General features: G+C 74.7%; 16 protein-coding genes and 1 riboswitch. Of the genes, 7 read left to right on the forward strand and 9 right to left on the reverse strand.

The window, feature by feature from the left end; all coding sequences use genetic code 11:
* Window positions 1–10 precede the first annotated feature (10 nt).
* Window positions 11–643, reverse strand: coding sequence for a GNAT family N-acetyltransferase (locus BIV28_RS09270; protein WP_242652870.1), 633 nt, complete (start codon window positions 641–643; stop codon window positions 11–13).
* Between BIV28_RS09270 and BIV28_RS09275 the strand changes: the two genes are divergently transcribed.
* The gene (locus BIV28_RS09275; RefSeq protein WP_076261227.1) at window positions 642–1,202 is read left to right on the forward strand and encodes an NYN domain-containing protein; all 561 of its coding nucleotides are present in this window, start codon (window positions 642–644) and stop codon (window positions 1,200–1,202) included. The two genes, BIV28_RS09270 and BIV28_RS09275, sit on opposite strands and share 2 nt — an antisense overlap.
* A gap of 25 nt (window positions 1,203–1,227) precedes the next feature.
* Here the strand turns inward: BIV28_RS09275 and BIV28_RS09280 are convergent, their stop codons facing one another.
* From BIV28_RS09280 to BIV28_RS09290, 3 genes are read right to left on the reverse strand one after another with little or no spacing between them, the layout of a single operon-like run.
* Window positions 1,228–2,769: a precorrin-2 C(20)-methyltransferase gene (locus BIV28_RS09280; RefSeq protein ID WP_076261229.1), complete on the reverse strand. Its 1,542-nt coding sequence runs from the start codon at window positions 2,767–2,769 to the stop codon at window positions 1,228–1,230.
* Window positions 2,766–3,422, reverse strand: coding sequence for a precorrin-8X methylmutase (locus tag BIV28_RS09285; RefSeq protein WP_076261231.1), 657 nt, complete (start codon window positions 3,420–3,422; stop codon window positions 2,766–2,768). The genes BIV28_RS09280 and BIV28_RS09285 overlap by 4 nt, the downstream gene beginning before the upstream one ends.
* Window positions 3,419–4,570, reverse strand: a complete 1,152-nt coding sequence (locus BIV28_RS09290) for a precorrin-3B synthase (RefSeq protein WP_242652872.1) — start codon at window positions 4,568–4,570, stop codon at window positions 3,419–3,421. Before BIV28_RS09290 ends, BIV28_RS09285 begins: the two co-directional genes overlap by 4 nt.
* Before the next feature lie 221 nt (window positions 4,571–4,791).
* A riboswitch (cobalamin riboswitch) is annotated at window positions 4,792–4,933 on the forward strand.
* Window positions 4,934–4,970: 37 nt separating this feature from the next.
* Between BIV28_RS09290 and cobN the strand changes: the two genes are divergently transcribed.
* Window positions 4,971–8,621, forward strand: a complete 3,651-nt coding sequence (gene cobN / locus BIV28_RS09295) for a cobaltochelatase subunit CobN (protein WP_076261235.1) — start codon at window positions 4,971–4,973, stop codon at window positions 8,619–8,621.
* A gap of 28 nt (window positions 8,622–8,649) precedes the next feature.
* On the opposite strand, the gene BIV28_RS09300 is transcribed toward cobN, so the two are convergent.
* The 4 genes from BIV28_RS09300 to BIV28_RS09320 all read right to left on the reverse strand — a co-directional run bounded on the left by BIV28_RS09300 (window position 8,650) and on the right by BIV28_RS09320 (window position 12,894).
* Window positions 8,650–9,117 (reverse strand): DUF2510 domain-containing protein, encoded by a 468-nt coding sequence (locus BIV28_RS09300; RefSeq protein WP_076261237.1) that lies wholly within the window; start codon window positions 9,115–9,117, stop codon window positions 8,650–8,652.
* A gap of 97 nt (window positions 9,118–9,214) precedes the next feature.
* Window positions 9,215–9,961, reverse strand: a complete 747-nt coding sequence (locus tag BIV28_RS09305) for a hypothetical protein (protein ID WP_207555876.1) — start codon at window positions 9,959–9,961, stop codon at window positions 9,215–9,217.
* A 24-nt stretch (window positions 9,962–9,985) separates the two neighbouring features.
* Window positions 9,986–11,353, reverse strand: a complete 1,368-nt coding sequence (gene cobF, locus BIV28_RS19725; RefSeq protein ID WP_083707190.1) for a precorrin-6A synthase (deacetylating) — start codon at window positions 11,351–11,353, stop codon at window positions 9,986–9,988.
* On the reverse strand, window positions 11,350–12,894 hold the full coding sequence (locus BIV28_RS09320; protein WP_076261241.1) for a cobyric acid synthase: 1,545 nt from the start codon (window positions 12,892–12,894) through the stop codon (window positions 11,350–11,352). Before BIV28_RS09320 ends, cobF begins: the two co-directional genes overlap by 4 nt.
* Window positions 12,895–12,950: 56 nt before the next feature.
* Here BIV28_RS09320 and BIV28_RS09325 point away from each other — a divergent pair, with 56 nt between their 5' ends.
* A complete protein-coding gene (locus tag BIV28_RS09325; protein ID WP_076261243.1) occupies window positions 12,951–13,463 on the forward strand; it encodes a nitroreductase/quinone reductase family protein in 513 nt (170 codons plus the stop codon).
* 91 nt (window positions 13,464–13,554) lie between these two features.
* On the opposite strand, the gene BIV28_RS09330 is transcribed toward BIV28_RS09325, so the two are convergent.
* Window positions 13,555–14,253: a PadR family transcriptional regulator gene (locus tag BIV28_RS09330; protein WP_076261245.1), complete on the reverse strand. Its 699-nt coding sequence runs from the start codon at window positions 14,251–14,253 to the stop codon at window positions 13,555–13,557.
* Window positions 14,254–14,619: 366 nt separating this feature from the next.
* On the opposite strand from BIV28_RS09330, the gene BIV28_RS09335 reads away from it, so the two are divergent.
* The 4 genes from BIV28_RS09335 to BIV28_RS09350 are packed head-to-tail and all read left to right on the forward strand — an operon-like array spanning window position 14,620 to window position 18,223.
* Window positions 14,620–15,054: an ATP-binding protein gene (locus tag BIV28_RS09335; RefSeq protein WP_076261246.1), complete on the forward strand. Its 435-nt coding sequence runs from the start codon at window positions 14,620–14,622 to the stop codon at window positions 15,052–15,054.
* Between the two features lie 13 nt (window positions 15,055–15,067).
* Window positions 15,068–16,546 (forward strand): LLM class flavin-dependent oxidoreductase, encoded by a 1,479-nt coding sequence (locus BIV28_RS09340; RefSeq protein WP_076261248.1) that lies wholly within the window; start codon window positions 15,068–15,070, stop codon window positions 16,544–16,546.
* 31 nt (window positions 16,547–16,577) lie between these two features.
* Complete coding sequence (locus BIV28_RS09345) at window positions 16,578–17,465, forward strand: DUF5926 family protein (protein ID WP_076261250.1); 888 nt, start codon at window positions 16,578–16,580, stop codon at window positions 17,463–17,465.
* 14 nt (window positions 17,466–17,479) lie between these two features.
* Window positions 17,480–18,223, forward strand: coding sequence for a glycosyltransferase (locus BIV28_RS09350; RefSeq protein ID WP_083707191.1), 744 nt, complete (start codon window positions 17,480–17,482; stop codon window positions 18,221–18,223).
* Window positions 18,224–18,290: the final 67 nt, after the last annotated feature.

Here is an 18,290-nt window from a genome sequence, read left to right on the forward strand (position 1 = left end):
CCCGCGACGGTCACCGGCGCAGCGTCACCCAGCGCTCGTCGACGACGAACCCGAGGGCCTCGTTGGCCGCGACGATCGCGGTGTTGTCGTCCGACCCGCCGGTGCGGACCGTCGCGACGCCGTCTCGGGCGAGGGCGAGCATCGACGCGGCCTTGAGCCCGGTGCCGATGCCCCGGCCACGGCGCTCCCCGGCCACGACCGTGAAGTCGACCTCCGCCGTGGTGCCGTCGACGTCGACGTACGTCATCCCCACCAGTCGCCCATCGGGCTCGAAGGCGCCGAAGGCCCGGCGACCCGGCGAGGGTGCCGCCGTCCCGGTCGTGAGGGCGCGGTGCGCGGTGGCGACGTCGCCGGGGTAGTCGCCGCACGTCACGCGGTCGAGGTCGAGGGCGGCCGGGACGTCGCCCTGCTCCAGGCGTCTCACCTCGAGCAGTCCGTCGAGGCGGCGGGCCGCCGCCTCCATCGCGAGGTGGTCGGGTCCCGCGAGGTCGAGCCGGGCCGCCCATGACCGCGCGCTGACGGCCCAGCCCTCCGCGAGCAGCGTCGGCACCCGGGGGTCGGTGGAGCGCAGGACGATCGGCGAGGACGGCACCGGGCCATCGTGGCAGCCCCACCGTCGGGCCGCGCCGTAGGGTGAGGCCATGACGGACGCCTCCCGCACCACGTACGTGCTCGTCGACGGTGAGAACATCGACGCCACGCTCGGCACCTCCATCCTCGGGCGGCGTCCGCGCCCCGAGGAGCGCCCGCGCTGGGAGCGGCTGCTCCAGTTCGCCGAGGAGGAGTGGGGCCAGCCGGCACAGGGCCTCTTCTTCCTCGCCGCCAACACCGAGCTGCCGATGGCGTTCGTCCAGGCCCTTCTCGCGATCGGGTACCGGCCCGTGCCGCTGTCGGGCGCGCCCGGCCAGAAGGTCGTCGACATCGCCATCCAGCGCACGCTCGTCGAGCTGCGCAGCCGCGAGTCCGACGTCGTCCTCGTCAGCAACGACGGCGACTTCCTCGAGCAGCTCGGTGACGTTCTCGACGGTCGTCGGGCCGGGGTGGTCGGGTTCACCGAGTTCCGCAACAAGGGCTTTGACGCCCTGACCGACCGCGGGCTGCAGCTCTTCGACCTCGAGTACGACGTGCTGGCGTTCAACACCCACCTGCCGCGGGTCAGGATCATCCCCATCGACGAGTTCGACCCGACCCAGTTCCTCTGAGCCGCAGGCTGGTCCGCCCCGCTCGTCAGTCGACGAAGCGGGGCGTCCACACCTGCCCGGACGGCGTCACGCGGGTGCGGGTCGCGCCGACCATCACGAGGCACTTCATGTCGATCGACGCCGGGTCGAGGTCGCCGAGGGTCGTGACGGTCAGCGACTCCTCGGCCCGGCCGACGTCGCGCCCGACGACGACGACCTGGTCGGCGCCGCGGACCTCGAGCAGCAGGTCGCGGGCGAGGGCCACCTGCTCGGTGCGGCTGCGCGAGGCCGGGTTGTAGATCGCGATGGCGAGGTCGGCCTCGGCGGCGGCGCGCAGGCGCGCAGCGACGACGTGCCACGGCTTGAGCCGGTCCGACAGCGAGATGACGGCGAAGTCGCCGCCGAGCGGGGCACCGGCGCGGGCCGCGACGGCCTGTGCGGCGGTGACGCCGGGGACGACGCGGACCGGGACGTCGGTGTACCCGTGCTGCTCGGCGGCCTCGAAGACGGCCGAGGCCATGCCGAAGACGCCGGCGTCACCGCCGGACACCATGGCGACGCGCTCGCCCTTGCGGGCCAGCTCGAGGGCGTCCCGGGCGCGGTCGACCTCGACGGTGTTGCCCGACGCATGACGCGTCAGCCCCTCCCGCTGGGGCACGCGCGCGACGTACGGGGCGTAGCCGACGACGTGCCCGACGCCGGCGAGCTCGGCGGACGCCTCGGGCGTGAGCCACCGCTCGGGGCCTGGTCCGAGGCCCACGACGACGACCTCTCCGGCCGGCTGGTTGACCGCCTGTTCGGCCGGGATCGTTTGCGTCGCAAGCGCTTTCGCCGCCGATGATGCCGCCCGGCCGGCGGCGTCGGCCCGGAGGTCCTTGCCCGGGACGACGACCATCGACATGTACGGCACGGTCGAGGCGTCGACGTCGGCGACGGGCAGGACGCGCTCTGCGTCGCTGCTCGCCCGCTCCACGTACCGTGCCTCGTCGAGGCGGCCGGCCTGGCGCAGCGCCTCGCGGACGTTCTCGAAGGTGCGGCCGAGCTTCATGACGACGGCGGCCTCGGTGTCGGCGAGGCGACGCGCGAGCTCGGGGACGGGCAGGGTGCCGGGCAGGATCGTCAGGATGTCCTCGTGGCGGCACAGGCCGGTGGCGACGGCCGCCGCCGACCCGCTGACCGACGTCACGCCCGGCACGACCGCGGTGTCGTAGCGGTCGGCGAGGCGGTCGTGCAGGTACATGAACGTGCCGTAGAAGAGCGGGTCGCCCTCGGCGAGCACGACGACGTCGCAGCCCGAGTCCAGATGTGCCGCAAGGCGATCCGCTGACGCGTCGTAGAAGTCGGCCATGAGCCCGTGGTAGCCGAGCGGGTGGTCGGTGGATCCCGTCGTCACCGGGTAGACCAGCAGCTCCTCGACGGCGCCGTCACGCACGTACGGCGTCGCGATGCGTCGCGCGATCGAGTCGCCCCGGGGTCCGCTGTGGTACGCGACGACGTCCGCCTCCGCGATGAGCCGGGCGGCCTTGACGGTGACGAGCTCCGGGTCGCCGGGGCCGACGCCGACGCCGCGCAGCCGGCCCGCGGTCACAGCTCCTCCTCGCGGGCGAGGGCGTTGACGGCCGACGCGGCGAGCGCGGACCCTCCGCGCCGCCCGTGGACGACGAGCCACGGGATGCCGTACGGGTTGTCGGCCAGGGCCGTCTTCGACTCGGCCGAGCCGATGAACCCAACCGGGATGCCGACGACCGCGGCCGGGCGGGGCCCGCCGTCGGCGACGAGCTCGAGGAGGTGGAAGAGGGCTGTGGGCGCGTTGCCGATCGCGACGACCGCCCCCTCGAGCCAGTCGCCCCAGAGCGAGACCGCGGCGGCGGAACGCGTCGTCCCCCACTCGCGGGCGAGTGCCGGGACGCGCTCGTCGCGCAGCGTGCAGACGACCTCGTTGTCGCGCGGCAGGCGGGCCCGGGTGATGCCCGAGGCGATCATGTGCGCGTCGGTGAGGATCGGCGCCCCGGCACGGAGGGCCTCGCGGGCGGATCGCACGAGGTCGTGGTGCACGGCGATGTGCTCGGTGAGGTCGACGTCGCCGCTGGCGTGGACCATCCGCACGGCCACGACGCGGGCGTCCTCGGGGAGGTGGTCGAGCCGGGCCTCGGCGCGGATCGTCGCGAAGGACCGGCGGTAGATCTCCTGGCCGTCGTCGACGTAGGCGTACCGCCGGGTCGGGCGGGTCGGGGTGGTCATCGGTCCTCCGAGGGGTCGGGCGAGGGTGGTGTCGGGTCGCTGGCGGCGGCGATCGCCTCCGTGACCGAGGTGGGCGCGAGGACGTCGACGAAGCCGGACGCCGGTGCGCCGCAGCGTCGCTCGCAGCCGCTCACGTGAACGGGGAGCGTGCCCGGCGGGAGCGCCGGGGCGAGGGCCCGGGCGATCCTCCGGGTGTCGACGGCGGTGCGGGCGCAGCCGGGTGCTCCGGTGCAGGCGTGCAGCCGCAGCCACCGGGAGCCCGGCGCGACGACGAGCCCTGCGTCCTCGAGCGGGTCGAGTGCGGCGGCCCCGCCCGGCACGACGAGCGAACGCCACGGCGTCACGACGACCTCGTCCGTCAGTCGGGACAGCGTGTCCACGTGCCGACGCGTCAGCAGCCCGAGCGGCACGCCGACCACGGCGTGGCCGGCGACGGGCCCGACAGGTCGCGGTGGCGCGGGTGGGAGGGTGACGTCGAGGCGCGGCGGGTCGAGGTGCTCGAGCACTTCTCGGACGTGCCAGGCCGCGGGCGCCAAGGCCGCTCGGGCGGCGAGGAACTGCCGCGCGACGCCCACCATCTCCGCCGCCGCGTCCTCGAGGTCGACGACGAACCCCCGGTCGGGCGAGCCGACGAGCAGCGCCGCGCGACCCGCGTCGAGCGCCAGGAGGCCGACGTCGAACGACTCGCGCACGACGTCGCCGCGCCCGTCGTCGACGACGAGGAGGAAGCGTCCGGGCAGGGCGGCGAGGGCCGGGTCGGCGCAGATCGCGGCGTCGAGGTCGCGGACCAGGGGACGCACGTCACACCGGCCGGCGCCGTCCAGGCCGCTGAGCGGCGAGGCGAGGACGTTGCGGACCAGCTCGTGGGCCGGTGAGGGCACGAGGCCGGTCGCCGTGATCGCGTCGCGCACGTCCGCCGGGACGGGGTCGGGCAGGCCGCGCAACTGCAGGGCGGCGCGCGAGGTCAGCTGAAGTGTCGGATCCTCTTGACCTGCAACGATTTCGAGCAGGCCTTGCAGGGCGGCAACCGGCACCGGTCGACCACCCGGACGGACCCTCACGATCGCGCCGTCGGCCGCCGCGAAGGGTCGCGTGATGCCCGGGCAGGCGTCGGCTGCCGGTCGGTCGCGGGTCCCCGGGGCGGTCACGCGGCACATCGTAGGCCCGGCTCGCGAGCGGGCAAGCGCACCGTCCCGGGCCGCCGGAGGGGCCCGGCTGCGCTCAGGGGACCTCGAGGTCGCCCTCGGCGACGAGGGCCGTCACGCCGCCGACGCTGCCCAAGTCGGTGACCGGACGTCGGGGCAGGTCGGTGAGGTCGAGGACGCGCATGTCCCGAGGCCAGGGGTCGGCGCCCGCCGGACGTGGTGCGCGCGACCGGCGGGCTGCGGCTAGGGTGGCCCCAGCGTCGTCGACCAGGAACCCGGTGAGAGTCCGGGACGGTCCCGCCACTGTGAGCCCGAACCGCGAGGGGAGGGTGAGTCAGGAACTGCCGGCAGCGCTTCGTTTCCTTTCGACCGCGGGGCGTGGACACCCCGCCGAGGAGTTCCAGTGACGCGCATCGCGCTGCTCTCGACGTCTGACACCGACCTGCTCTGCGCCCGCGGCAGCGGCGCCGACTACGTCGTGGCCAACCCGTCACGGCCCGGCCACACGTCGATGGCCGAGGCCATCGAGGGTGCTGACGTCGTCGTGGCCCGCATCCTCGGCGGCCCGCAGGACCTCTGCGACGGCTTCCGCCGGATCGCCGCCACCGGTGTCCCGCTCGTCGTGCTCGGCGGCGAGCAGACGCCGAACGCCGCGCTGATGGAGCTGTCCACCGTCGCGCCGGGGATCGTCGCCGACGCGCACCGCTACCTCGCCGAGGGTGGCGCCGACAACCTCCGCGAGCTGCACGCGTTCCTCGGCGACACGCTGCTGCTGACGGGCGAGGCCTTCGAGCCGCCGCGCACGCTGCCGACGTGGGGTGTCCTAGACCGGCTGGCCAAGCCGGAGGCGCCGGGGGCGCCGGCCCCACGCGTCGGCATCCTCTTCTACCGGGCCCAGCACGCGGCCGAGAACACCGCCTACGTCCACGCCCTCGCCGATGCGGTGGACGAGGCCGGCGGCGTCGGCGTCCCGGTGTTCGTGTCGTCGCTGCGCGACGCCCCCGCAGACCTGCTCGAGCACCTGCGCGGTTACGACGCGCTCGTCACGACGGTCCTCGCCGCGGGCGGCACGCGTCCGGCGACGGCGAGCGCGGGCGAGGACGACGACGCGTGGGACGTGCAGGCCCTCGCCGCCCTCGACGTGCCGATCGTCCAGGGCCTGTGTCTGACGTGGAGCCGTGCCGACTGGGAGGCCTCCGACGACGGCATGAGCCCGCTCGATGTCGCGACGCAGGTGGCGGTGCCCGAGTTCGACGGCCGGATCATCGGGGGAGTGTTCTCCTTCAAGGAGACCGACGCCGACGGCCTGCCGCACTACGCGCCCGACCTCGAGCGGTGCACCCGTCTCGCGGCCCTCGTCGTCAACCACGCCCGGCTGCGTCACGTGCCGCCCGCCGGACGCCGCGTCGCTGTCGTCCTGTCGGCCTACCCGAGCAAGCACTCGCGGCTCGGCAACGCCGTCGGCCTCGACACCCCGGTCTCGGTCATCCGGCTGCTTCGCGCGATGCGCGAGGCCGGCTACGACCTCGGCGCGCCGGGCGAGATCCCCGGCACCGGCCCGCTCGACCCCGTCGACGGCGAGGAGCCCGACACCACCGCGGGCAACGCCCTCATCCACGCGCTCATCGCCGCCGGCGGGCAGGACGAGGACTGGCTCACCCAGGAGCAGCTGAGCGGCCAGCCGGTGCGCATCCCGACCGCCCGCTACCGCGAGTGGTTCGCCGAGCTGCCCGCCGAGCTGCGCGAGGCCGTCACGACGCACTGGGGCGACGCGCCGGGCGAGGTCTTCGTCGACCGCCACCTCGACCCCGACGGCGAGATCGTCGCCGCGAGCCTGCGCGCCGGCAACCTCGTCGTCATCGTCCAGCCGCCCCGCGGCTTCGGCGAGAACCCGATCGCGATCTACCACGACCCCGACCTCCCGCCCACGCACCACTACCTCGCCGTGTACGGCTGGCTCGCAAGGGAGTTCGGCGCCCACGCTATCGTCCACATGGGCAAGCACGGCAACCTCGAGTGGCTGCCGGGCAAGAACCTCGCCCTCTCTGCGGCATGCGGCCCGGACGCGACGATCGGCTCGATCCCGCTCGTCTACCCGTTCCTCGTCAACGACCCCGGCGAGGGCGCCCAGGCCAAGCGCCGCGCGCACGCGACGATCGTCGACCACCTCGTGCCGCCGATGGCGCGGGCCGAGAGCTACGGTGACATCGCCCGGCTCGAGCAGCTGCTCGACGAGTACGGCAACGTCTCGGTCATGGACCCGGCCAAGGCGCCGGCCCTGCGCGCCGAGATCTGGTCGCTCATCAAGGCAGCCGAGATGCACCACGACCTCGGCCTGTCCGACCGGCCCGAGGACGACGACTTCGACGAGTTCGTCATGCACGTCGACGGCTGGCTCTGCGAGGTCAAGGACGTCCAGATCAGGGACGGCCTCCACGTTCTCGGTCAGGCCCCCACGGGGGAGGGCCTGGCCGACCTCACCCTCGCGATCCTGCGCGCCAACCAGGTGTTCGCCGGGGCGACGGGGGCGGTGCCCGGTCTGCGGACCGCGCTCGGACTGGGTGAGGGGCAGTCCGACCGTGCGTCCGTGGACCGGGTGGAGGCCCAGGCCTCCGCGCTCGTGCACGCTCTCGCCGACGCCGGCTGGGACGCCGACGCAGTGCCCGCCGTGATGGCGTCGACGCTCGACGCGGCGGAGGTCGCCGACTCCGACGGCGTGCGCCGGTCGCTCGAGTTCGCCTGCCGCGAGGTCGTGCCGCGCCTGCTCGCGACGCGCGGCGAGATCGACGCCGTGCTCCACGCCCTCGACGGCGGCTACACGCCGGCCGGCCCGTCCGGCTCCCCGCTGCGTGGCCTCGTCAACGTGCTGCCGACCGGCCGCAACTTCTACTCCGTCGACCCCAAGGCGATCCCGAGCCGGCTCGCCTGGGACACCGGACAGGCCCTCGCCGACGCGCTCCTCGAGCGGCACCGCGCCGACACCGGCGAGTGGCCCCGCTCGGTCGGGCTGTCGGTGTGGGGCACGTCGGCGATGCGCACCTCCGGTGACGACGTCGCCGAGGTGCTCGCGCTGATCGGCGTCCGGCCGCGCTGGGACGAGATGTCACGCCGCGTCGTCGGCCTCGACCCGATCCCGCTCGCCGAGCTCGGCCGCCCGCGCATCGACGTCACCGTGCGCATCTCCGGGTTCTTCCGCGACGCGTTCCCGCACGTCATCGCGATGCTCGACGACGCCGTGCGCCTCGTCGCCGGTCTCGACGAGCCCGACGCGGACAACTACGTCCGCGCCCACGCGTCGGCCGACCTCGCCGAGCACGGCGACGAGCGTCGGGCCACGACGCGCATCTTCGGCAGCAAGCCCGGCTCGTACGGCGCCGGCATCCTGCCCCTCATCGAGGCGGGCAGCTGGCGCACCGACGCCGACCTCGCCGAGGTGTACGCGACGTGGGGCGGGTTCGCCTACGGCCGCGACCTCGACGGCGCCCCGGCCCGCGGCGACATGGAGCGTTCATACCGCCGCATCGACGTGGCCGCCAAGAACGTCGACACCCGCGAGCACGACATCGCCGACAGCGACGACTACTTCCAGTACCACGGCGGCATGGTCGCCACCGTCCGCGCGCTGACCGGCCGGGCCCCCCGCGCGTACGTCGGCGACTCGACGACCCCCGACGCCGTCCGCACCCGCAGCCTCACCGAGGAGACGGCGCGCGTCTTCCGTGCTCGCGTCGTCAACCCGCGGTGGATCGCGGCGATGCGACGGCACGGCTACAAGGGCGCCTTCGAGCTGGCCGCCACCGTCGACTACCTCTTCGGGTTCGACGCGACGGCCGGCGTCGTCACCGACTGGATGTACGAGCAGCTCGCGCAGACCTACGTGCTCGACAAGGAGAACCAGGACTTCCTCCGGCACGCCAACCCGTGGGCGCTGAACGGCATGGTCGAGCGGCTCCACGAGGCCGTCGACCGCGGCCTGTGGGAGTCGCCCGACCCGCAGCTGCTCGCCGACCTCCAGCAGGTCTACCTCGACGTCGAGGGCGACCTCGAGGCGTGATTCCTGGCGCGCCGCGACGCGACGGGCGCTAGCTGACGATCCCGTGCCGGGCGTTCCACAGGCGCGCGCCCTGGTAGCCGTCGACCATCCCCCAGACCCAGAAGCCGAGGATGCCGATGAAGCCGACGAGCACGATCGTCAGGACCCAGCTGACGAAGTAGCCGATGAGGATGCCGACGCCCTTGCCGACGTCGCCGTTGATCATGCTGCCCAGGCCCGGGAGGAAGAACGATGCGAGCACGGACAGGGCCGGGTTCTTCGGCGCGACCTGGGTGAGGTAGACCGGCGCGCCGGGGGTGGCCCACGGCGCCGGGCCCGACGCCGGCCGGGGGAACGGGCCGGGACCCGCCCCCTGGTGCGGGAGCCCGTAGGAGTCCGTCGGTACGGGCGGCGCCATCGCCGGACGCGTGTGCGGGGTCCAGGCCTGCCCGTCCCAGTACCGCTCCCCGTCGCCCGCCGGGTACCAACCCGCAGGCGCAGCAGGCCCCTCGTTCATGTGCGACTCCTCCGTGCTCCGGCAAGGGCACGAGCGTATGCCGGGACGAGGCCCCGCCCCGGGCGTTTCGCGGAACGGCTCGCCGTGCCCGGCCGACCTACGAGGCGGCCGGCAGACCGGGGGTGCTGCGAGCGAGTCGGGAGGCGGTGTCGGCGTCGACGCTTCGGGCGGCGCGGGTGAGGCGCACGACGACCGCGGCCCACAGGGCGAACCCGACGACGCCCACCCCGAGCCGCCACCAGGCGCTCGCGACGATGCCGGGCTGCCAGTCGACGAACGGCACGAGCGGGCTGACGTCGTCACGGGTGAGGCGGGCCTGCCAGAGTGCGGGGCTGGCGTTGGGCACCCAGCAGACCGTCCACGCCAACACCGCCCACGACGCGTGCCGGGTCCCGTGCAGCACGCGGTCGAAGCGCGCCAGGCGCCGCGCCGGCAGCACGAGGTTGGCGAGAGGGACGGCCCACATGATCCAGAGCGCGCTGTCGGGGTGGAAGACGTCGACGAGGTCGGCGCGCACGACGATGCGTTGGACGCGCACGAGCCAGATGCAGGCGAAGACGCCCGCGAGGAGGAACGTGGCCGGGCCGAGCCAGGCCGCCACCTGCTCCACGGTGAGGACCGGGCTCGGGCCCGGGTCGTGAGCGGGCGGTGCCGCGTCCCACGCTGCCTGCAGGCCGGCGGCGTTGCCGGCACGCACGGCCACCGGCAGCAGCGACACCGCGCCGACCGTCAGGGCCACGGCGGCGGGCCGGAGCAGCGCGCGAGGCTGCCGCGCGAACGGCAGGTCGTCCACGTAGCCGTCGCCCACCAGCGGCCTCGCCACGGCGTCCCCTGTCACGTCCATGGCGCGAAGGCTACGCACCCGCCGTCAGGTCGGGCGGACCTTGGCCCAGTAGTACTCGTCGGACCGCGAGCCGTCGGGGTTGACGAGGCGTGCGGCGTGCAGACCCTCACGAGTGAACCCCGCCTTCTCGGCCGCACGGCCCGAGGCGACGTTGCCGACCTTATGGCCGAGCTCGAGGCGGGCGATCCCGGTCTGGGCGAAGACCCACTCCGTGACGAGCACGAGCGCCCGCGTGGTGAACCCGCGGCCGCGGAACTCCGGCAGCACCCCGTAGCCGATGAGCGCGACCCCGGGCGGGCCGAGCGAGAGCACGCCGATGAGCCCGGCCCCCTCGCCCGTCGGGGCGTCCACCATGACGAACCGGGCGCCGCGCCCTCGACGCCAGTCGCGGGGCGCCTGGGCCGCGCTGCGCCGGGCGTCGGCCTCGGTCAGCCGGTCGCTCGTGAAGCCCCAGCGCAGCTGCTCGTCGTTGTTGTGCTCGCCGAGCACGACCGGCCAGTCGGCGGCCGTCATGGGCCGCAGGGTCAGCTCGCCGTCGGACAGCGACACGACCTCGGGGAAGGGCGGGAAGGCCGGGCCCGCGTGCGCCGGCGTCGGCGTGCCCTCGGGGGCCCGCAGCAGGTAGGTGTCCATGACCCAGCCGTGGCGCTCGCGGGCCTCGGCGCGCACTCGCTGCACCTCGTCGACGACGTCGGCGAGGCGGCCCCGCACGAGCAGCTCGTCGGGCGTGCCGAGGTAGGCGCCCCAGAACAGCTCGAGGTCGGGGGCGAGGTCGACCAGGCCGGCGCACGCGAGACCGCCGTCGAGCATGACGACGACGTCACCGAGCGACGGGTCGTACTCGTCGACGAGACGCCGGCCGGTCGTGACGTGCACGGGAGCGCCGATGCGGTTCAACGGGATCCGGTGCCGCGCGGCGAGCAGCTGCGGGGCGCTGATGCCGGGCAGCACGTCGTGCTCCACGTGCACCCCCTGCGCGGACCACCGGGCGACGAGGGCGTCGACGACGCGGATCGTCGAGTCGTAGAACGCCGGGTCGCCCCACACGAGGAAGCCGACGGTCTGCTCGTCGTCGCCGAGCCCCTCGACCACCGACGCGTACGCGTCGACGCGTGCCGCGTGCCAGTCGCGCACACCGCGGTCGTATCCGGCGGCGTCGCGCTCGGCGTCGGGGCCGCGACTCGGGTCGGACACCTGGACGAACCGGTAGGACGACCGGTCGGGCACGAACGCGTCGACGACGCCCTGTCGGGCCGCCAGGAGGTCGGCGGCGCGGTCGCCCTTGTCGGCGACGAGGAAGACGTCGACCGACGCGATCGCCTCGGCGGCCTCGCCCGTCACGTGCCCGGGGCTGCCCATGCCGATGCCGATGATGCGGATCCGCTTGATCACGAGACCTCCTCCTCGAGGTGGGCGTCGAGGTCGGCCCCGGCGCGCGTCAGGGCCAGCAGCGCGTCGAGGTCGACGTGCTCCTCCAGCGCGTCGGCGAGGGTGTCGAGCATCCGCTCACGGCGTTGGGCGAACCCCGGTGCCGACGCGTCGGGCTCCCACTCCGAGCCGGCGGCCCGGGCGACACCGGAGAGCCAGGCGCGTCGGAACGCGTCGCTCTCGAAGGCGCCGTGCCACATCGTCCCCCACACGCAGCCGGACCTCCAGCCGTCGAGGAACGGCTCGGGCTCGGCGCCGGGGGAGGGGTCGTCGTCGGGCAGGCGCGAGGCGACGCCGTGGTGGATCTCGTACGCACCGTCGACGGGGTGGCCCGCCCATGCACCGGTCGGGCGGGCCAGGACCTTGGCCTCGCCGAACACGACCTGCGTCGGCAGCAGTCCGAGCCCGGGGACGCTGCCGACCCGGCCCTCGACGTCGTCCTCGATGTCGTGGGCGAGCATCTGGTAACCGCCGCAGATGCCGAGGACGGGTCGACCGGCGGCCGCCCGGCGCAGCACGACGTCGGCCAGGCCGCGCTCGCGGAGCCAGGCGAGATCGCTTGCGGTGGAACGGGACCCGGGAAGCACGACGAGGTCGGCGGCGTCGACGACGGCCGGGTCAACGGTGACGAGGACGTCGACCCCGGGCTCGGCCGCGAGGGCGTCGACGTCGGTGGCGTTGGAGATGCGGGGCAGTCGGACGACGGCCACCTTGAGCCGGTCGCGGGCCAGGGCGGACAGCGCCGTGGAGGCGCGCCAGTGCCCGACCTCGAGGGTGTCCTCGCTGTCGAGCCACACGTCGAGCAGCCACGGCACGACGCCGTGGAACGGTACGCCGGTGCGCCGGGTGATCTCCTCGAGGCCCGGCTCGAGCACCGACACGTCGCCGCGGAACTTGTTGATGACGAACGACTTCAGCAGCGCGCGGTCCTCGTCGTCGAGCAGGGCCCACGTGCCGTAGAGCGCCGCGAGGATGCCGCCGCGGTCGATGTCGCCGACGACGACCACGGGCAGGCCGAACTCGCGCGCCAGGCCCATGTTGACGTAGTCGCCGGAGCGGAGGTTGACCTCGGCGGGGGAGCCGGCGCCCTCGCAGACGACGAGGTCGTAGGCGTCGGCGAGCTCGCGGTAGGCGGCGAAGGCGGCCTCGCGCAGGTGGGCCCGCCCCGTCGCGTACTGCCCGGCCTCGAGCGTCCCGGCCGGCTCGCCGCGCACGACGACGAAGGCGCGCCGGTCGGTGCCCGGCTTGAGCAGCACCGGGTTCATCGCCGTCGTCGGCACGAGCCCGGCGGCCAGCGCCTGCACGTACTGCGCCCGGCCGATCTCGCCGCCGTCGGCGCACACCATCGAGTTGTTCGACATGTTCTGGGCCTTGAACGGCGCCACCCGCAGCCCACGCCGCGCCAGCACCCGGCACAGGCCGGCGACGAGCACCGACTTGCCGGCGTCCGAGGAGGTGCCGGCGACGAGCAGGCCGGACGGGGACGGGGAGGGCGAGGCGACCACCTACCCATCCTGCCGGAGCAGCCCCTGTCGCGGGCACACGGTCCTACGCTGCGGGGATGGCCGCGAGCTTCGACCAGGCGAACGTGCTCCAGCGGGGGCTGCGCCGGTTCTCGGCGACCGCGCCGGGATCGTGGTTCTTCAAGAGGGTCCTGCACCACCTCGACCTCCTCGGCCACCGCGTCGCACCGGGCCGGCCGGCCGTCAGCACGGTCCTCGCCGGCATCCCGGTCGGCCTGCTCACGACCACCGGAGCGAGGTCCGGGCAGCCACGCACCGTGCCGCTGCTCGCCGTTCCACTCGAGGACGGCTGGGGTCTCATCGCTTCGCGGTTCGGGTCCGAGCGGCCGCCGGCCTGGTACTTCAACCTGCGCGCCGATCCACGCGCGACGTTCGAGGTGGCCGGGGTCGCCCACCCCGTCCACGCCGAGCAGCTCGTCGGTCCGGACCGGGAGCGGGTGCGCCGCGCCGCGCTCGCCATCTACCCGGGCTATGCCGTGTACGAGGACCGCGCGGGCGGGCGCGACCTCGGCTTCTTCGTCCTGCGCCCGACGGGACCCGCGTCGGCGTGAAGCCAGCGCGATGACGCCGGGCCACCCGTGTGCGGGTGGCCCGGCGTCGACTCGTGCGGCGCGGTGCCGGGACGGTGGCTCCGGCGTCGGTCTACTCCGGGTCGCCGTCGGCGAGCAGCTGGTAGAGCTTGCGGCGGGTCTCCGTGAGGATCTCCGCGGCCTCGGCCCGCTGCTGCGAAGTGCCGGTCGTGACGATCTGCCACATGGCGCCCATGACCTGGCCGACGATCGGCATGAGCTCGGTGCCGGAGCGCTGGTCGCGCGGACCGCCCTCGGGTCCCTCGTCGCCGGCCTCCTCGAAGGCGCGCCAGGTGGCGGCCATCTCCTCGGCGTTCTCCTCGACGTAGGCGCGCCCGGCGTCGGTGAGGCGCAGCAGCCGCCGGCCCTCGACGTCGCGGCCCTCGACGAGGCCCTCGTCCTCGAGCTGCTGGACGGTCGGGTAGACCGAGCCGGGGCTCGGCTTCCACGCGCCGCCGCTGCGCTCGGAGATCTGCTGGATCAGCTGGTAGCCGTTCATCTCGTCGCCCGCGAGGACGTCGAGGATGGCGGCGCGGACGTCGCCGCGTCGGGCGCGGGGGCCGCGGCGTCCGCCGAACTCGGGACCGAAGCCGGGCCCGCCGAAGTGGCGGACGAGGTCGGCGACCCACGGGGGCGGGCCGGGGCGTCCGCGGCCATGGCCGCCGGGCCCACCGGGCGGGCCCCACGGGCCTCGGCCGCCGGGACCGGGTCCCCAGCCGCCCCAGCCCTGGTCCCAGCCGGACTCGCGTCGGGTGTGTCGGTGTCCGTGCATCGGACTCTCCTTTCCATCGCGGCTCACGAACAGTCGCGATACGTTGACGATATATCGCGAACGGTCGGAAGAGAAGAGAAATTCCTGAGAGGCTGTTGAATCTTCGGCCGTCTGGGTATCAGGGGCCCTGCACGCGTCTCTGGACGGGCAGGGCCCCGCGTGGACCCCCGAGTCGTCACCGGCTCGTCGTCGGAGATTTCTCATGGTTCGTTGAGGTATGCAGCAGGTTTGGTTACGGTGCGACGGTGGCGGAGTGACTTCTTCGCCGTGAGGAGGCTGTACGTGGCGACCAACCAGAGGAACGGTGGAGCAAGCGGCAGGACGATGACGGCCGGCAGGCCCGCGCCGATCACGAGGAGGCCCGCGATGGGGGACGGTGCTACCGCGCCGCTGGGCGAGAAGCGCACCATCCGCCTGCAGTGGGCCCCGTCCGCGGCCCCGCGGATCCGGCGCGAGATCGTCGCCGACCTCGTCGCCCGCCGCGTGACCCCCGAGGTCGTCGACGAGGCCGAGATCGTCGTCAGCGAGCTCGTCGCCAACGCCGTGCGCCACGCCCGGCCCATGACCGACGGCGCCATCCGGATCCACTGGAAGGTCAAGAACAACGTCGTCGAGGTCGAGGTCTCCGACGGCGGGGGCCCGACGGTCCCGCGCCCCTCGCCGCCCACCACGTGGGGTCCCGGCGGCCGCGGCCTGCGCATCGTGCGCTCCCTGGCCCACGAGTGGGGCGTCATCGACGACCCCAACGGCCGCACGGTCTGGGCCTCCCTCGGCGGACCCTCCCGCCGCCGCTCGCACTGAGCGACGCGTCGGCATGAAGCCGACGGCGCCGCTGCCCGACCCCGCCCTCGTCGTCCTCGTCGGGGCCTCCGGCTCGGGCAAGTCGACGTGGGCGCTGACCCGCTACCGGGCGGCCGAGGTCGTCTCCTCCGACGCCCTGCGCGCCGTCGTCGGCAGCGGTGAGCACGACCTCGACGCATCGACCGACGCCTTCGCCGTGCTCGAGGCGGTCGTCGACGCCCGCCTGCGGCGCCGGCTCACCACCGTCGTCGACACCCTCGGCACCGACGCGTCCCGCCGCAGCCGCTGGCTCGCCGCGGCCCGCGCCGCCGGGCTGCCTGCCGTTGCCGTCGTCCTCGACAGCCCGGCGGCACTGTGCCGTGAGCGCAACCGCGCCCGCGAGCGCGCCGTGCCGGCACGCGTCCTCACCGGGCAGCTCGCCGCCGTGGCGTCGGTCCGCGACACCCTCGCCGCCGAGGGCTGGGACGCCGTCCACGTCGTCACACCGGCCGCCCCTGGCGAGCGCGCCGACGCAGACCGCCGCCCCGTCGGCGAGCCCGACGCCGCTGCCGCACGGTCTGCGGGACTGCGCCGCGGTGTCGTGCTGCAGGTGTCGCGGTTCCCCGCCGACACCGACCTGCTCGACTGGTTGCGGGGCGTCGCGGGTGCCGCCGAGGACGCCGGGTTCGCCGGCCTCGCGCTCATGGACCACCTGATCCAGATCCCGCAGGTCGGGCGGGCGTGGGACCCGATCCCCGAGCCGTGGGTGACGCTCGGTGCGCTCGCCGCGTCGACGACCCGGCTGCACCTGGGCACCCTGGTCTCGCCGGTGACGTTCCGGCCGGCCGGGATCACAGCCAAGGCCGCGGCGACGCTCGACGCGCTGAGCGGCGGCCGCGCGTTCGTCGGCGTCGGCGCGGGCTGGTGGGAGCGCGAGCACGCCGCGTACGGGCTCCCGTTCCCGTCGGCGGCGCAACGGGTCGACCTGCTCGAGGCAGGCCTCGAGACGATGCGCGCCCTCTGGGCGCCGGGCACCAAGCCGTATGCCGGACGCCGTGTCTCGCTGCCCGAGACGACGCTCTACCCGCGGCCCGTCGGCGAGCTGCCCGTCCTCGTCGGCGGGGGCGGCGAGCGCACCCTGCGCGTCGCGGCCCGCCTCGGCGACGGCTGCAACGTGCCCTCCGACGCGGCCGGGCTCGCGAAGGTCGGGCGCTACCTCAACCACGTCGCCGCGGCCGGCCGCGACCGCGACGCCGCGCTCGCGACGGTCCTCGACCTGCCCGTCGTCGGCGCCGACCGCGACGCCGCGTGGTCCGCGGTCGAGCGCCACCGCGGCCGCACCCCGGCGGCGGCCTTCGCCGAGCGCCACCACGCCGGCCCGCCCGAGGCGCACCGCGAGCGTCTGGCCCGCCTCGCCGACGCCGGCATCACGACCGTCTTCCTCGCCCCGCTCGACCTCCGGGGCCCGGACGACGTGCTCGCCCTCGCCCCGCTCGCGACCGCGCTGGCGTGACCCGGCGCGTGCGGCCACTAAGGTGGCGCGCATGGGTAAGGCATCTCGTCGTCCGCGCGGCGCCCGCGCCGACCGCACCACTCGTCCCGCACCGGCCCCCTTCGTCGCCCGGCCCTTCGAGGGCCTGCCCGGCGAGACCGACTGGGTCGCGATGCGCGAGATCGTCCCGGCGGCCACGGCCACCGTGCGGTTCGCCAAGGGCAAGGCCCCCGAGGGCGCGCCCGACGAGGTCACCATCGCCACGGTCCTGCCGCTCGCGTGGCCGGGCCTGCACCGCGAGAACGGCGAGGTCCTCGTCGGCATCCAGTCCGGCAACGCCAGCGGCGACACGAGCCGCGACATCGCCCAGGCCATCGCGCTCGCCGTCGAGGCCGACGCCGGCACGCCCGTGCAGACCCTCCCGGTCTCCTCGGTCGACACCGCCCGCCTGCAGGACCTCCTCGACCTCGACGCCCCGTTCGAGATCGACCTGCACGACGGCTTCGACTTCTGGGTCGCCGACGCCGAGCTCGACGCCGACGGCCAGGAGTCGCTCCAGCGCGCCAACGAGTCGGCCATCCCGACCGTCAAGCTCACCTCGGCCCCGTCCTGCTACTGGTGCCGCATCGGCGAGCGCACCTACGTCCGCTGGGTGCTGCCCTTCGACGAGGACGCCGCCACCACCGCCCTGGCCCGCCTGCACGCGGCCGGCGACAGCCTGCTCGGCGGCGAGGGCCGGCTGCTCGGCTGCTTCCGCTCCAGCGGCCTGCTCATCCCCGTGTGGGAGGTCGACCCGTCGGCCGAGGCCGCCGCGTTCGAGGACGCCGTCGCGGCGATGAAGGAGCGGATCGACGCCGCTGCCGCGTCCACCGAGCCGCTCACCGCCGAGGAGCGGGGCGCCAAGGCGGGCCTGACGAACCGTCAGGTCACCCTCCGCTGAGCGCCTCCCCGACGGTGACCGCGCAGCGACCCACGGGCGAGCCGCCCGTCGTCGTCGTCATCCCGGCACGTGACGAGTCGGCCCGGATCGTCGAGACGATCCGCGGCGTGCGCACCATCCCCGGCGTCGTGTCGGTCATCGTCGTCGACGACGGATCGACCGACCGCACCGCCGTCCTGGCGAGCCAGGAGGGCGCCGAGGTCGTCCGGCTGGTGCGCAACCACGGCAAGGCCGACGCGATGATGAGCGGCCTGGGCCGTCTCGCCGGGCTGCGCCGCGTCGGACGCGTCGACGCCTCAGCGTCGGTGCTCTTCGTCGACGCCGACCTCGAGGCGTCCGCGCAGGCCGTCGGCGCCCTCGTCGGTCCGGTGGCGCGCGGCGAGGCCGACCTCACCATCGCGACGCTGCCCGAGCAGCAGCAGTCCGGCGGCGGGCACGGGCTCGTCGTCGGGCTGGCGCGTCGTGGCATCGAGGAGCTGACCGGCTGGGAGCCGAAGCAGCCGCTGTCGGGGATGCGCTGCCTGTCACCGGCCGCGATCGCCGCTGCCACCCCGTTCGCGCGGGGCTGGGGCGTCGAGGTCGGCATGACGATCGACGTCATCGACGCCGGCCTCACCGTCGTCGAGGTGCCGTGCGAGCTCTACCACCGCGTCACCGGCCACGACTGGCGCTCGCAGGTGCACCGGGCCGCGCAGTACCGCGACGTCGCGCTCGCGATCGGCGTCCGCCGCCTCCGTCGCCGCCTCGGCACCGACTGACGGCCCGCCGAGGCCGTGACTGCTCTGTCACGTGCCGACTTAGGCGGCACAGCAGGGCAGTCGACGC

This window comes from Intrasporangium flavum (genome assembly GCF_001956915.1).
Taxonomy (GTDB): domain Bacteria; phylum Actinomycetota; class Actinomycetes; order Actinomycetales; family Dermatophilaceae; genus Monashia; species Monashia flava.

Excerpts from the sequence above, each read along its gene's own strand:
- BIV28_RS09275 (WP_076261227.1), top strand. The coding sequence starts at position 642 with ATGACGGACGCCTCCCGCACCACGTACGTGCTCGTCGACGGTGAGAAC.
- BIV28_RS09270 (WP_242652870.1), bottom strand. The coding sequence starts at position 643 with ATGGCCTCACCCTACGGCGCGGCCCGACGGTGGGGCTGCCACGATGGC.
- BIV28_RS09285 (WP_076261231.1), bottom strand. The coding sequence starts at position 3,422 with ATGACCACCCCGACCCGCCCGACCCGGCGGTACGCCTACGTCGACGAC.
- BIV28_RS09300 (WP_076261237.1), bottom strand. The coding sequence starts at position 9,117 with ATGAACGAGGGGCCTGCTGCGCCTGCGGGTTGGTACCCGGCGGGCGAC.
- BIV28_RS09305 (WP_207555876.1), bottom strand. The coding sequence starts at position 9,961 with ATGGACGTGACAGGGGACGCCGTGGCGAGGCCGCTGGTGGGCGACGGC.
- BIV28_RS09325 (WP_076261243.1), top strand. The coding sequence starts at position 12,951 with ATGGCCGCGAGCTTCGACCAGGCGAACGTGCTCCAGCGGGGGCTGCGC.
- BIV28_RS09330 (WP_076261245.1), bottom strand. The coding sequence starts at position 14,253 with ATGCACGGACACCGACACACCCGACGCGAGTCCGGCTGGGACCAGGGC.
- BIV28_RS09335 (WP_076261246.1), top strand. The coding sequence starts at position 14,620 with ATGGGGGACGGTGCTACCGCGCCGCTGGGCGAGAAGCGCACCATCCGC.
- BIV28_RS09340 (WP_076261248.1), top strand. The coding sequence starts at position 15,068 with ATGAAGCCGACGGCGCCGCTGCCCGACCCCGCCCTCGTCGTCCTCGTC.
- BIV28_RS09345 (WP_076261250.1), top strand. The coding sequence starts at position 16,578 with ATGGGTAAGGCATCTCGTCGTCCGCGCGGCGCCCGCGCCGACCGCACC.